Below are 13,918 nucleotides of genomic sequence, written 5' to 3' on the forward strand. Positions count from 1 at the left end.
CATACCTTAGATCATAAGCTTCGCTTATAGCAAAAGGAAATAGCTCTAAATGACCATCAGGTATTAGCTTATCTAGGTAGTTAGTAATTAACTCGCTTCCGCTCTTTAGGCTAGCTAAGCTTGCAGCACGGGTTTCGGCGAAGGATTTGGTATTAGAGCTTACGCGCGCGCTAGGAGCCGAGGAAGCATCAAATCCTAAATTTAAATAATTGCCGCTTTGATAAATTTTAGGGTTATAGCTTAGACTTACCCCTACATTTAGCGTTGCATGCATATTGGCTGCGTTAGGAGCTATAAGGCTGCCGCTTCCTTGCTTGTTTATCAGATGAATCTCGCTGCTTGGATTAATCGGACCGCTTATCCCGCTGATATAAGCCGTGATATTACTTACGTTGCTTAGATCGGTATTGGCGGTAGGATCGCTTAGGGTAAGTACGCTATCGCCTGCTCTAATAGAGTTAGGAAGAAAGAAGTTTAGCCTGTCAAAGCCGCTAATGTTTTTAGCGCTTAAGGAATTTAGTGTCGCAGGAGAGCTATTGCTAGCTCCTATGTTAAGGGTGTTGCCGCTGCCGCTTGCGCTTATTACGCCTACATTATGACCGCTGATAAAATTTAACGTATTATTTGCGCCTGCTGCGTGGATATTTCTAGCGTTAAAATTCTTATCCTCCCCCGCTTTGCCTATGTCTATGTTGTTTCCGTTAAGACCGCCGACACCAAGATACTTTTGCAGCTCATCCGAATCGAAATCCCCATTTATGCTCTCGTTGGTTTTAATAAGCTTTTGGATATAAAGTTCCTTCTCATCCTCGCTTATATGCATACCGCCTATGTTTCTGCTAAAGGTATTAGCATCCTTTATGACATAGTTTTTATTTAGCTGAGTTACGTAGCCCTTGTCTTTAAAGCGCGGATCATATCCGGTAAATTTACCGCCTCCGCTTTTATAGGCAAGTGTGTATTTCTTATTATCGCCATCTGGATAGCTTGCATTGTTTAAAGCGTTAAATTCGCTTGCCGAGTTTACAAATATATCGGTACCGCTTAGATCGGTATTGCCGGAGCCGGTTAAGCTTAAAGCTCTTTTGGTACTAGACGAAGCATCGTTTTCTATCTCGCTAAGGGAGGCTAGGTTAAATTCCAATTTATTGAAATTTGCAAAATTCCCTGCATTTAGGCCATTGCCGGAGTTTGAAGATAGGATATTTAGGCTATTGCCCGAATTGTTAGCGTTTGCGTTAGATACTCCGTATAACGTGCCCGCTACGCTGCCGCTTCTGAAATTTACTACGTTGTCGTTGCCGCTAGCGGCTTCCGCTGCGTAGACGTTGCCAGCAACTTGCGTGTTGCCGTTTAAATTTACAGTGTTGGAGGAGGCGGTGCCGCTAGCCTTTCCGCCGTATACGCTTCCGCCTACGTTTACCGAGTTAAGAGTTATGGTGTTGGAAATCGCGCTGTTTCCCTTGCCGCCTACCGCCATTGCTCCTACGCTGCCGTTATTTATAGTTACGATATTGGACTTAGCTTCTCCGTTGCTAGTATTGCCGCCGTAAATGCTATTGTGGATTATCGTAGCATTCGTAGTTACGCTATTATCGTGGACGTTGCCGCCGCCGCTACTGCTATGAGTGATGCCCGCATTTACGTACCCCACGTCTATTCCGCTTGCTTCGAAAGTTACGTGGTTATTATAAATTTCTTGCGAGGTAGCGGAATTTGAATATCCGCCATCGATCTCGCCTATGTTGCTTCCGCCATTGATCTTGGTGTGGTTGCCGTGGACGCTGTTGCTTCCATCGGTAGCGTCGTCTCTACCCGAGCTTATGTTTTTACCGCCTAGATTGCCTGCATTCTCCTTTACTATTACGGTGTTTCCTTTATTGCCGAATAACTCAGTGGCGCCTGCGGCCTTGTTAGAATTTTGATTTTGCATTAGCTCGCTTTGATCGAAGTTGGGGTCTATCCAAGAACGAGTTAGTGTGCCTTTCTGCATAATTAAATTCTTATTGTTTTCGACCTCGATCGTGGTGCCGGTGATTTGATAGTGATCTTTGTCGGTAATCGTATAAATTTGATTATCTTGCACGGTTTGTGCGGCTCTAGTAATCGTGCCGCCGCCTGAATTATGTATCAGATAGTACTTTCCTTCGCCAAGATCTGATTTTATACCCTCTATCTTTGTACCGTTTAAATTCGTATTGCCATTAGTGGTTAGAGTAAGCGGCGCATCCGCTTCGATCGTGGAGTATAAATCATTGAAATTTATAGAGCCGAAATTTTTAATGTCTTTAGCTTTTTTAATGCCGCCGCCGACCCAATTTTCGATATGCAAAGTATTAGTTTTATCTGAATTCTTATTGCTGCCGTAGATTGTACCGCTTATAGTGCCGCCTCTAAAATTTACGTTGCTATTCTCGACGCTGCCGCTTGTAGCGTAGCCCGCAAAGACGTCTCCTGCTATCGTCGTTCTTTCTTTATTGATATAAACGACCGCATTTTTGACGCTTTCTGCGCGTGCGCCATAGACATTGCCTCCGATGTGTACGCCTTTGTTGGAGTCTGACGCTCCTAGAGTAACTCTATCGCCATCCGATTCGCCTGCAATGCCGCTTGCTGCAGCGACATCACCTTTTACGGTACCTTTGTAAAGATCAACTACGCTTCGCGAGCTCGAGGCGCCGCCCAAAGAGCCTGTGACGCTGCCTACGATTGCATCGTCGTTGTTGATTTCTATGCGATTTGCGCTCATTGCGCTAGCGCTATTTGCTTGGCCACCTGCTACTTGGTAATTTTGCGCTTTTAGCTTTGCGCTTATGGATACAGAGTTTGCGCTAGAGTTTCCGCTTCCGCCCGCTGCGCCCCAAATTCTACCGTTTCCGTTTAGAGTGATAGTATTTGTGCTGCCATAATAAGGCACCGTTATATTGACGCTATTGTAGCTGCTTTTTCCAGTGGAGGATTGAGCGCCGAATATATCGAAGTTCTCTCTAAACGTGCCGCCTTTGATAGTTATTCTATTTGATACGGCATCACCGCTACCGCTTACTATGCCGCCTACGATTACGTTTGTAACGGAGCCGTTACCGATAGTGCCTCCGTCGATTGTTACGGCGTTGGAGGAGGCTTCTTTGTCTGCTCCGCTTCTGCCGCCGATGATATTATAATGTCTATTTGAGCTGCCGCCGAAGTTATCGGCATTTCCCGTAATTTCGGCGCCGTATTTTACAAAAACCTGATTTCGCGTTGCTTCACCTTCATTGCCCGTTTTTGACGCCGCTATACCTTGTCCGCCCACGACCAAATTTACCTTAGAGCCGTTTTCCAAGCTCACGTAATTATCAGATACACCCTTGGCCTCAGCACCTATTGCGATACCCACGTAAGCGTTTGCGCCTCTAATCGTAAGTCTATTGTTGGAGGCGGAGTTTAACTCGGTAAAGCCCGCAATCCCGTCGCCGCTTCCTCCGCCGTAAGTCACGCTGCTGGAGTAGTCCGTCCCGCCGCTTACAACGCCCGTAATCGTCGTAATATTGCCGTTCGGGCTGGTGCTACCACTACCGCTAGTATTGCCGCTAAATCCCGCCGAATAGAGGTTATTGTGAGTATGGATAAGTGGCGGATTAGAATCTGCATTGCAAAGTGCTTGTGCGGGCGCTAGTGCGAGCACCGCTGCGAGGCTAAGCATAGAGGAGCAGATTGATTTTTTCATATATTGATCCTTTAAAATTCATAAAGTTTGCGATTATACATAAAAATAGATCAGTTTGCAATATGAAAATCACTGATCGGTTTTTAAAAGAGGGGGGCTGCATTTGTAATTTTAAGTAATAAAAATTTACTCTTTGCGCAGAATAAATTCCTGGCTATGAAATTTAATCCTTTTTTAGGGGGCATTTTGAGCGGATTGCAAGTGGTAAAAAGATCCTAGTAAATGGATTTTGAGTAAAATTTGAAATAATAAAAATCTGAGCTAAATTAATTCTGGCAATTTCAAGCTGCGGTAAAATTTATGCAGGATAAATTTTAAACGAAAATCAAAATTCGCCCCGTAGTGCTGCAAAACTCAGTAGAATTTATGCAAGATAAATTTTAAACGAGCGGAATTTTATATAAACGCCGTTTTGCCTGTGAAAATGCTTTTTTGAAAAATTTAAACAAGCAATATTGCGCGATAAAATTTTACGTGATTCCCGCTGCAAGAGCTAAAGCATAGCAAGCAGGAGATAAAATTTACGCGATAAATCTTGCGTGATAAATTTTAAAATAAGCCGCAAATCCTACAAAAAGTTGTAAATTCCATCTAGCAAGAAATATCTTTTATCCGCAGCGCCGTGATAAAATGGATTAAAAGTCCCTTCGTATGCCTTTTCAAAAAAGCCTTCTTTGCTTAGCTTTATAAGCTCTGCATTGACGAAATCTAGTAGCTCTTTATTGCCTTTCTGCACGCCAATACCCATGAAATCGGGCTTACCTAGCGTTTTAAGCGGCACTTCTACCTCGCTATCGACTACCGGATATGCCATTGCGATGAGATTATCGGTCGCGTAAGCGTCCACGTCGCCGTCTTTTAGCATGCGGTAGCACTCTCTAGCGATCTTGCAAAATGTAAAATTTCCAAAGCCCTCTTGTTTAAAAAATGCCTCGCCTGTACCGCCGCTTTCGAGTAAAATTCTCTTCTCTCGCAGATCGGCTAAGGATTTTATTCTATCGGCTTTGCGGGTTAAAACTCCAAGATTTACCGAAAAATACGGTGTTGAAAAATCGATCTGCTGCGCGCGTTCAGGCGTAATGGTAATCGTAGCGATGACGATATCTACGCGGTTGTTTACTAAAGCTGGAATTCTATCCTCGACCTTCATCGGTACAAGCTCGATTCTGCCGCCTTTTTCGCCGAAAAGATCATTTGCTATGGCCTGTGCCATCGTAACTTCAAAGCCCTCGAAAGTTCCATCGTTCAGCTCGCTAAAAGGAGGCTGTCCGTCGTAAACGCCGATGCGAACGACGCCTTTTGATCTGATCTGTTCCAGACTATCGGCGAAAGCAACGATAAATGGCAGCAACATTGCAAGAAGCAATTTCATGGCAAATCCTTAAATTTAATCTCTTTTCCGCTTTAAACGAAGCAGAAAGTTTTATTTACTAAAATTCTAAAAACCGAACTTAAAATTTAAATAAACTTTTAGAGCATATTATAAATTCCATCTAGCAGAAAATATTTCTTATCCGCCGTACCGCGATAGAATGGATCAAAGCTCTGCTCGTAGGCTTTTTTGAAAAACCCCTCTTTGCTTAGTTTAATGAGCTCTGCATTGACGAAATCAAGTAATTCTTTGTTGTCCTTCTGCACGCCGATGCCGATGAAATCGCTAGGACCTAGGTTTTTAAACGGCACTTCCAAAGTATCATCGATGACGGAATATGCAAGCACTATGAGATTATCATTTATATAGCCATCCGCATCGCCATTTCGAATCATTTCGTAGCATTCCTTAGCCGAAGCGCAATGGCCTAAATTTTTAAATCCTTTGTTTTTGAAAAATCTCTCCGCCACCGTCGCGTCGCCTTCGAATACGATCTTTTTATCATGAAGCTGTGCGATATCGGTAAAAGCGTCGGCTTTGCGCGTTAATACGCCCAAATTTACGGAGAGGTAGGGGAGGGAGAAATCGATCTTTCTTTTTCGTTCGTTGGTGATGCTAAATAGACCGATAACTAAATCAAGCTTGTTTGCCTCTAAAAATGGAATTCTATCGTTTACGCTTAGTGGGATGAACTCGATTTTGCCCTCTTTTTTGCCGAAAATTTCTTTAGCGATAGCGTTTGCAAGATCGATTTCAAATCCTTCAAATTTGCCGCCATTAGACTCGCAAAGCGGCGGATGAGCGTCTCGCACTCCGATGCGAATGACGCCGTTTTGTCTGATTTGATCTAGGCTATCGGCAAAAAGCGCTGCACAAAATAGAGCCGCTATAAAAAGTAGTTTCATTTTATGTCCTTAAAATTGGATTTCGCATATTATCCGCTTATCATAAATGACGTTTTAGTCGAAGCCGTTAGATAAAACACTGCTAAATTTCGTCCTAAAATATGGCATAGAGCCCATCTAGTAAGAAGTATTTTTTATCTGCAGCGCCTTGATAAAATGGCTTGAAAGTTTCATCATAAGAACGTTCGAAAAAGCCCTGCTTGCTAAGTGTAACAAGCTCTTTATTTATCAGATCAAGCAATTCGGTATTGCCTTTGCGCACTCCGATGCCTAAGAATTCCGGATTGCCTAGATTTTGGATTGCTACTTCTAAATTGTCGTCGATAATGGAATAGGCTAGCACGATGAGATTATCGTTAACGTAAGCATCGGCTTTGCCTTGCTTAAGCATATCATAGCATTCGGTAGTAATGGAGCAATGGATTAGATTGTGGATTTTATTTTTATACAAAAAATTTTCTGCCGTAGTCCCGCTACCCTCTACTAAGACCTTTTTGTTTGAAAGATCGTCTATGCTTTTGATGCCGTCGCTTTTACGTGTCAAAACTCCCAAGCTCATCGAAAAATATGGATAAGAAAAGTCGATTTGCCTTTTTCTATCTTGCGTTATCGTGATGGTTGCGACTGCAAGATCTACCTTATCGTTTTGTAATGCAGAGATCCTATCGCTGGCGTTTAAAGGGACGAACTCGACTCTACCGCGCTTATCACCGAATATGCTCTTAGCTATAGCGTCTGCAAGGTTGATTTCAAAGCCTTCGAAATTACCACTTTTTTCATCACTAAAAGGCGGCCTACCATCACGAACACCGATTTTAACGACTCCGGCAGATCTGATCTGCTCCAAACTGCCCGCAAAAACACTGCTGCAAAGTGCAAAAATAATGCAAAAAAGTAGCTTCATAAACCATCCTTTTCTTAAATTTAATATTATCTCTTAGATATTGCGTGATTTTACCCTAAAATAGTTAAACATAACTTCAATTACATAATACGGATTGCTAAATCGGCAGTAAGTGAACGAGATTAGAATTTAAGAAACGATAGATAAAATTTTATGAAGTGAAATTTAGCGGTAGCGAAATGTCGCGCAGGAAAGTATAGACTTTAATTAAAATTTATCTATCGTAATTTACAGCGCAGTTTTTGCTGTATCGGCATAGAATTTTAATTTGGAATTCATCCATCATACCTGCTTGCTTTTCGAGCTGGAATTTTTACGTCTTGCCTACGTGCCGCATATTTCGCAATAAAATTTTAAAATTTGCTTGGGTTGAAATGCTGTTTTGTGTTATAGAATTTTGCGGTATTTTAAAACTATTTTTCGCCGACTTCTACGATCTTGCTTAGCACGTATTGCTCCAGATCGCGTCTAGGCACGTCATTTTTGAGCGCTTCGTTGTAGATATTTTCGACTATGCGGCTGTATTTTTCGTAGGGGAAGTAGAGGAAATGGTTCGCCCAAGCGCGTTTGATGAGCTCGTGCGTTAGCTTTTTTCTAGCCCACGCTTTGAAGCAATCAAAGCCGATAAAAACCGCCGACGTCGCTATGATCGTAAATAAAATGGAGAAGTGAAAGTCGATCTTTTCAAACATCGCGTGCGTCAGCGTTATCAGAAACATAACGCAGACGAATGCGAAGCAAGCGAAGATAACGTAGGATTTGCCGTAGTTAAATTTAAAATTTAGCTTCGAAGGATCGACGAGCATTCCGTCGTTAAACTCGGCGTTGGCTTCGAGTAGATCACGGAAAAGCACGGGTTTATGCGATACATGAAACATAATATCTAAAAGTCTATCTTTAAAATTTGATTTATCCATCGGAGCTCCTTCGATTTTTGCGGCATTATATCTTAAATTAAATTGTTATAAGATAAAATAGCGCGAAATTTCAAGGAGCGATTATGTTTGAAATCAGCGGAATGAGCGGCGACGAGATAGTTTATATTAACGGCAAGCTTTGCAAAGCCAAAGAGGCTGCGATAAGCCCTTTTGATCGCGGTTTCGTGCTTGGAGATGGCATCTATGAAGTAGCACCCGTGGTAAATTCTAAAATTTGCGACAGGGCGGATTTTTGGGAGCGCTTTGAGCGCAGCGCCGCGCAGATCGAGCTGAAAATTCCATATTCTCGCGAAAAATATGAGGAAATTTTATATGAGCTCATCGCGCAGGGCGGCGTAAAAGAGGGCGCTTTCTACACTCAGATCACAAGAGGTGCGGCGATGCGCGATTTTGATTACGTCCGCGGCATAGAGCCCAGCGTCTTTGCTTTTGTATATCATACGCAAATTTTTGATAATCCGCTCGCAAAAGAGGGGATCGAGATCGTGAGCCTGCCCGAGATCCGCTGGCATAGGCGCGATATAAAATCGATCTCGCTTTTAGCTCAGTGCATCTTAAAGCACGAGGCCCACAAGGCGGGTGCTTATGAGTGCTTTTTGATCGAGGACGGGCTGGTTACCGAGTGTTCGAGCTCCAGTGCGTTTATCATCAAAGATGACGTTCTGATCACGCGACCGCTTTCAAACGATATACTGCCGGGCATCCGCCGCAAGGTGATCCTAGGCCTTGCCGAGCAGGCGGGTCTTAGCGTGCAACAGCGGGCGTTTGGAATGAGCGAGGTTTATGAAGCCAATGAAGCCTTTATCAGCGCGGCGACGCTGATACTACTGCCGATCGTAAAGGCAGACGGCAGAGCGATCGGCGGCGGTGTGGTCGGCAAATACGTACCGCGCCTACGCGAGATGTATGCTGCGCGGCTAAGATCCGAAGCGGGACTGTAATAGGGCGGTCAAATTTAGCCCGTTAAATTTAAACTATGCGGGCTGATTAAATTTTGCTTTCTAGCTCCCCGGTTATGTGACCCAGCTCGCTTACTAATTCTAAAATTTCAGCCAGTTCGTATTGATGAGCATACGCCGTTCCGGTTGTCGGAGGTATGCTAAATAGCTCTGTTTCAAAGCGGTTCGGCGCGCCGTTTAGAAATAGGTAAAATTTATTATCCATAAACGCCGCGCTTATGTTAAATTTATGGTAGTATCGCTTCAGCTCATTTAGTCGCTCCATCAACGTAGGCGTCAATAGATAGCGAGCTTCGACCTTGTCGTCAGCAAACACGCGAAATTCGCTATTAAAAACGACGTTGTCCATTAGCTCCTTCTCGCCTAAAATTTTTGTATTCAGCTCGCGGCTTGCCAAAATGGTTCGGGAGTAAAATTTCTTACTAAACTCGCATATCAGCACGCTACCGCTAAAATCCATATACGCATCATATAAGCTCATCGCAAGCGAAGCCAGCTTCGCATAAGTATTGTCTATGCCCAGATCGTAGTTCTTTTTGATTCTAATCGCCTCGCTGAGGCTAAATTTTACCCCATCCCATTCGCCTTTTATCTCATCTTCGCTGATAAAGTCGGAGTTTGCAAAGATTCCTGCTCGCCTAAATTCCTTCGCGCTTATGCCACGTCCTGGCGAATAAGTAAGCTGCGGATACGCCTGCGAGATCGCCGTGCGCACCAAAACTTTTTTGTAAAATAGTTTATATTCATAAGCAGCGTCCGCAATGCCGTCGTAAATGCAAGCAACATAAATAATCAAAAGCACCGCGTAGATAAGATAGACTTCGATCATCTTGTAATCCGTATCACCGTCTGTTTTAAATACCGCATCGATCGCAAACATCACGATAAACGGAAACAGATACAAAAATGCTATCTTGGCATAGATCATCACTACCTTGCAAATACACTTTTTTTGTTTGGCTCTACTTAGTGCTATCGCTTTGTCTAGTTGCATACGTTTCCTTAAATTTTTTGATCCGAAATTTTATAAAATTCGTTCTCTTGATAAAATTTCACTACAGCTTCATCCGCGCTTGCGCTGCGCTGCAAATACCGCAGCAGGGGCTCTGAGCGCGTATATATCACGCCAAGCCCAGCAAGGCTCGTCGCGCGCGAAAGCGCCACGTAGAGCTGCCCTTTGGCAAAGATCCTGTCGATGTCGCAGATGAGCTGCGGGATGCTCATGCCTTGGGATTTGTGGATCGTGATGGCGTATGCGAGCTTGAGCGGGAACTGATAATACCGCGCCAGCACGATCTGCTCGGCATCCGCACCGCTTGCGGCGATCTCGCTTAGTTCGTATGTTTGCAGCCCCACGCGGCTTAGCATACCCGAGGGCTTTTTTACGACCACGCTTTCGATCTCGCCGCCGGAGCTTTTTTCGATCTTTTCGACGACGCCTTGCTCGCCGTTAAAAAACTCGCCGCTTTTATTTGCGGTAAACAGCACCTTTGCGCCTTCTTTTAGCGTCAGACTTTGCGGCGTATTTAGCGAGGCGATCCATTTTTGAATTTTCTGCTCGCTCACGCCGCTTTGCAGCGCTTCATAAACGCCCTCAAAGCTGCTCTGCGGCGCATTAAGCTTAGCTAGTCTGGCGTTATTTATCGCATCTACTTCGGCGTTTCGCCCCGAGATTATCGTGGCATCTGGTTCTGCTCGCGCGGCATCGATGAGCAAAGATCGCATCAGCTCCGCCGTCTGCTCGCTTGCGATGCCGAGCCGTAGCTCGCAAAGCAGGCGGTATAGCGCCGCATCCGCGGTGCGCTTGGAGCCTATCATCTCGACGTAAAAAAACTCGCACTGCCTCCACGCGTACGAGCCGAAGGCGTAATCCGAGTCGCTAAATAGGCTCGCGCGCGGCGCTCTCTCGCCCTCTTTGCGCACCGGCGGAAGCTGATAAAAATCGCCCGTGACGAGCAGCCGTCCGTTAAATTTAGAATTTGAAATTCTAAGATAGATCATCTCAAAAATCTCGGCGCCGATCATCGAAATTTCATCGATCACGATGAGGTCTGCGAGGGCTAAAATTTTTCGCAGCTCGCTTAGCTTGCCGCTTTGTTTGCGATCGAAGCCCTTTAGTTCCTCGTGGTTTTTGCAAATGCCGAAGCGAAAGAAGCTATGCACGGTCACGCCGCCGATCTCTACGGCGCTGATGCCGGTGCTGCCGAGCACGATGACGAGCTTGCCGCGAGCGCGATAATTCTTGATGAGCTCTTTTATTACGTAGCTTTTGCCCACGCCTGCGCCGCCCGTGATGAAAATATTGCGATCTTTTAGCTTTTGGATGATGAAATTTATCAAGTTTTTTCCTATTTTTTGGCAAAATTATAGCCAAAATTTTTTAAAAGGCATTGTTTGAAACGATTAGTATCTCTTATCTTTGCGGCTTTAATCCTTGCAGGTTGCGGTAAAACCATCCATAAGTTTATCCCGGAAAATCCCGCTGTTTTGGATCTCGAATACGCTCAAAACAGCGAGCGACTACCGGCTCCCGCTTCGGTGCAAAACATAAGCGGAAGTGCGTTTAAGAGCCGCTATTTTAAAATTTGGTTTGACGATGTGCCCGTGAAGGCGGAAATCGATACGTTTTGGGGGCTTAATTACGCAAAGGGGCGCCATTTTGACGCCGCAGGTAGGATATATAACGATGCGATCTATCAGAGCATTCGCGCAAACGCCAATGAAGAGGCGTTCGGGCTGATCTCCGCGCCCGCTATAACGGTAAAAAACGCGCTGCTGCGAAATATCCCAAGCGATCTGCCGATTTTCGGCGATCCGAGCGAGCCTGGGGAGGGCGAGCCGTTTGATTACGCCGCAAATTCCGCCGTGGGCGTGGGCTATCCGATGCTGCTGTCGCATTACAGCAGAGACGGCGCATGGGCGTTCGTACGCAACGACGGCGTGTGGGGCTGGATCAGAAGCGACGCGATAAAGCGCATCAGCCCACAGCAGGCGGATATCTACGCAAATTCTAAATTTATAACGATCCTGCGCGACGGCGCGATCGTTTATGATGAAAGCGGCGCGGAGCTTTTTAGGGCGCGCACCGGCACGATTTTGCCGTATGATTTTAGCGGCGAGCGCGATCTTGGCGGCACGCTCGGCGTACGGAGCGGATTCGGCGGCGAAATTTTAACCCAGTTTGGCAGCAGGAGATATTTCGTTAGCGCGGAGGATGCGAGGCTTTGGCCTGCGCCGCTTGATGAGCAAAACTCAAAAATCGTAGCCGCTAGCCTGCTCGGGCAGAAATACGGCTGGGGCGGGTATAAATTTCTTCGCGATTGCTCGCTTATGACGAAAGACTTTTTGGCAAATTTCGGGCTGTGGCTGCCGCGAAATTCTAAGGCGCAATCGGCTCGCGGCGAGCGTTTTTCGCTGGCGGGGATGAGCGCGGATGAAAAGCTTAGCTTCATCGGTAAAAACGGCGTGGCGTATAAAACCCTGCTGTATATGCCCGGTCACGTGATGCTCTACGTAGGGCGGGTGGACGGCGAGCCCGCGGTGCTGCACGACATCTGGGGGCTTCGCACGATGGACGGCGGGCGCGCGGTCATCGGGCGTACGGCGATTACGTCGCTTACTATCGGCTCGGATCGCGCCGACATCGCCGAGGATCGCCTGCTGATCTCGCGTATCAGCGCGATGAGCGTGCTCTCGGGCGAGGATGACGCTATCTCGGACGATCGGTTGGCTCCTGAGGATCCGAGCACCCTGTCTGTGTATGCGAGCGGAAATTAGGCTGCTTGCTGGTATGAGCGTGAATTGGGCTTTGTTTTATAGCTGCCGTCGTAATTGATTTTGCCGTTCGTGGAGTCGCGCGCTGCGGTGCGCGCAAGCGTAAATTTAAAATGGCGTTTTATGCGCTGCGCCATTTTAAATTTAGCCTAGGCGGCGAAAGAATTTTAAATTTCGGGTTTTTAAATTTAGTTCTAAATTTAAGCCTATATCTCGCAGTCCTTAAAATTTCGGGCGAAATTTTAAAATTAGCCCGCAAGTCCGGTTAAAATTTTAAAACGCTATCTAAATTTACGCTCCTGCTTTAAAGCTTAATCGCGCGCCGCTCCCTTTAGAAAAACAAAAAATATCTCGGCGTTTTGCGCTTATACTCTAAATACTCCTGTCCGTAGGCTCGCTCGCAGTAGCGCTCCTCGCCGAGAACCACGAGATGGTTATATACGGCAAAGGACACTATCACTATGAGTAGCCACAGCGACGCCGAAGCGATGCAAACGCCCGCCATGCCGAGGAAATAAAAGAAATACATCGGATTGCGCGATAGGCGGTAGATGCCGCCTTGTGCGGCTCTGTCCGCAGGGGTCGCCGCATAGTCGTAAAACGCCTTGATGAAGCCCGCAAAAGCCGCTATATAGATCACCGCTCCGATCCAAAACCACGCGCTATCCGTCTTAAGCGGCACGAAGACCGATAAAATGAGCAGCGCTACTTGCAGCAGCGAGCTTATGATCGCATTTCGCTTGTCCGCGAGCGTGTACCACGAGGTATCGGTGGCGCGCTTGCCGACCTCTTTGTAGATAAACATATACGCGAACTGTATCAGCACCATCGCAAATGAGGGTATCCAAGCGCCCGCTAGAACTGGCTCAAGCGTCGTAAAAAATGAAATTTCCATGACCGCTTCCTTTGCTTTAAATTTTATCTTGCAGCTTTGTTTTGCCCTTGTTTGCTTGTCGTTGCTTTGTCCTTTTTCACCCGCCGCGGGTTTAAATTTTACTCCGCCTCGCGCTGTATATTCGGGTGCACTGCTTGCTCGGTACGCCGCGCGCCGCCGATGCCGCTTTGATGAAGTATATGGCATCGGCCTGCTTGGCGCTATTTGTTGAAAGAGGCTTCGGCGCTGGTAAAATGGCGGTCTATTCGGCGCCGATATGCCGCCGCACAATGAAACATTCTGTGCCGATGTGCCGCCGCCTACTACATGATGAGACGTTCGGCACGGATGCCGCCTACTAGGTGCGGCGCCGACGCTGTTCGTTCGGTGCCGCGTCTTATTTACCCTCTGGGCTAAGTCCTTTTAAGATATAGCCAAATTCCGTATCGCTTAGCTCGTAATTCATAAATTTTTTATAAAACG

The 13,918-nt window shown here is 46.0% G+C and carries 12 protein-coding genes; 4 read left to right on the plus strand and 8 right to left on the minus strand.

Annotated elements, in window-relative coordinates; translation table 11 throughout:
- From Q0369_RS06505 to Q0369_RS06525, 5 genes are all read right to left on the minus strand, one after another.
- Window positions 1-3,709, minus strand: a 3,709-nt coding sequence (locus Q0369_RS06505; RefSeq protein ID WP_298097582.1) for a hypothetical protein, incomplete at its 3' end; no start/stop codon positions are given.
- 568 nt (window positions 3,710-4,277) lie between these two features.
- Entirely contained in the window at window positions 4,278-5,081 is an 804-nt protein-coding gene (locus tag Q0369_RS06510; protein WP_298097585.1) for a transporter substrate-binding domain-containing protein, read from the minus strand.
- Window positions 5,082-5,179: 98 nt separating this feature from the next.
- On the minus strand, window positions 5,180-5,986 hold the full coding sequence (locus tag Q0369_RS06515; protein ID WP_005870745.1) for a transporter substrate-binding domain-containing protein: 807 nt from the start codon (window positions 5,984-5,986) through the stop codon (window positions 5,180-5,182).
- Window positions 5,987-6,080: 94 nt separating this feature from the next.
- Window positions 6,081-6,890 carry a transporter substrate-binding domain-containing protein gene (locus Q0369_RS06520; protein ID WP_297893824.1) on the minus strand — a complete coding sequence of 270 codons (810 nt, stop codon included), beginning with the start codon at window positions 6,888-6,890 and terminating at the stop codon, window positions 6,081-6,083.
- Between the two features lie 413 nt (window positions 6,891-7,303).
- Window positions 7,304-7,807 (minus strand): hypothetical protein, encoded by a 504-nt coding sequence (locus Q0369_RS06525; protein ID WP_298097590.1) that lies wholly within the window; start codon window positions 7,805-7,807, stop codon window positions 7,304-7,306.
- Between the two features lie 83 nt (window positions 7,808-7,890).
- Between Q0369_RS06525 and Q0369_RS06530 the strand changes: the two genes are divergently transcribed.
- Entirely contained in the window at window positions 7,891-8,769 is an 879-nt protein-coding gene (locus Q0369_RS06530) for an aminotransferase class IV (protein ID WP_298097594.1), read from the plus strand.
- Between the two features lie 46 nt (window positions 8,770-8,815).
- Here the strand turns inward: Q0369_RS06530 and Q0369_RS06535 are convergent, their stop codons facing one another.
- The gene (locus tag Q0369_RS06535) at window positions 8,816-9,781 is read right to left on the minus strand and encodes a DUF3137 domain-containing protein (protein ID WP_298097597.1); all 966 of its coding nucleotides are present in this window, start codon (window positions 9,779-9,781) and stop codon (window positions 8,816-8,818) included.
- Window positions 9,782-9,789: 8 nt separating this feature from the next.
- Window positions 9,790-11,127 (minus strand): AAA family ATPase, encoded by a 1,338-nt coding sequence (locus tag Q0369_RS06540; RefSeq protein WP_298097600.1) that lies wholly within the window; start codon window positions 11,125-11,127, stop codon window positions 9,790-9,792.
- 54 nt (window positions 11,128-11,181) lie between these two features.
- On the opposite strand from Q0369_RS06540, the gene Q0369_RS06545 reads away from it, so the two are divergent.
- Window positions 11,182-12,564: an SH3 domain-containing C40 family peptidase gene (locus tag Q0369_RS06545; RefSeq protein ID WP_298097603.1), complete on the plus strand. Its 1,383-nt coding sequence runs from the start codon at window positions 11,182-11,184 to the stop codon at window positions 12,562-12,564.
- Between the two features lie 110 nt (window positions 12,565-12,674).
- Window positions 12,675-12,830, plus strand: a complete 156-nt coding sequence (locus Q0369_RS06550; RefSeq protein ID WP_298097605.1) for a hypothetical protein — start codon at window positions 12,675-12,677, stop codon at window positions 12,828-12,830.
- 62 nt (window positions 12,831-12,892) lie between these two features.
- Here Q0369_RS06550 and Q0369_RS06555 read toward each other — a convergent pair whose 3' ends face one another.
- Complete coding sequence (locus tag Q0369_RS06555; protein WP_298097609.1) at window positions 12,893-13,642, minus strand: isoprenylcysteine carboxylmethyltransferase family protein; 750 nt, start codon at window positions 13,640-13,642, stop codon at window positions 12,893-12,895.
- Between Q0369_RS06555 and Q0369_RS06560 the strand changes: the two genes are divergently transcribed.
- Entirely contained in the window at window positions 13,636-13,797 is a 162-nt protein-coding gene (locus Q0369_RS06560; protein WP_298097612.1) for a hypothetical protein, read from the plus strand. The genes Q0369_RS06555 and Q0369_RS06560 overlap by 7 nt on opposite strands.
- The last annotated feature ends 121 nt before the right edge of the window (window positions 13,798-13,918 follow it).

It is taken from the genome of uncultured Campylobacter sp., assembly GCF_938030685.1.
In the GTDB taxonomy this organism is placed as follows: domain Bacteria; phylum Campylobacterota; class Campylobacteria; order Campylobacterales; family Campylobacteraceae; genus Campylobacter_B.

Excerpts from the sequence above, each read along its gene's own strand:
- Q0369_RS06560 (WP_298097612.1), top strand. The coding sequence starts at position 13,636 with ATGGCATCGGCCTGCTTGGCGCTATTTGTTGAAAGAGGCTTCGGCGCT.
- Q0369_RS06550 (WP_298097605.1), top strand. The coding sequence starts at position 12,675 with ATGGCGTTTTATGCGCTGCGCCATTTTAAATTTAGCCTAGGCGGCGAA.
- Q0369_RS06520 (WP_297893824.1), bottom strand. The coding sequence starts at position 6,890 with ATGAAGCTACTTTTTTGCATTATTTTTGCACTTTGCAGCAGTGTTTTT.
- Q0369_RS06535 (WP_298097597.1), bottom strand. The coding sequence starts at position 9,781 with ATGCAACTAGACAAAGCGATAGCACTAAGTAGAGCCAAACAAAAAAAG.
- Q0369_RS06555 (WP_298097609.1), bottom strand. The coding sequence starts at position 13,642 with ATGCCATATACTTCATCAAAGCGGCATCGGCGGCGCGCGGCGTACCGA.
- Q0369_RS06515 (WP_005870745.1), bottom strand. The coding sequence starts at position 5,986 with ATGAAACTACTTTTTATAGCGGCTCTATTTTGTGCAGCGCTTTTTGCC.
- Q0369_RS06525 (WP_298097590.1), bottom strand. The coding sequence starts at position 7,807 with ATGGATAAATCAAATTTTAAAGATAGACTTTTAGATATTATGTTTCAT.
- Q0369_RS06530 (WP_298097594.1), top strand. The coding sequence starts at position 7,891 with ATGTTTGAAATCAGCGGAATGAGCGGCGACGAGATAGTTTATATTAAC.
- Q0369_RS06510 (WP_298097585.1), bottom strand. The coding sequence starts at position 5,081 with ATGAAATTGCTTCTTGCAATGTTGCTGCCATTTATCGTTGCTTTCGCC.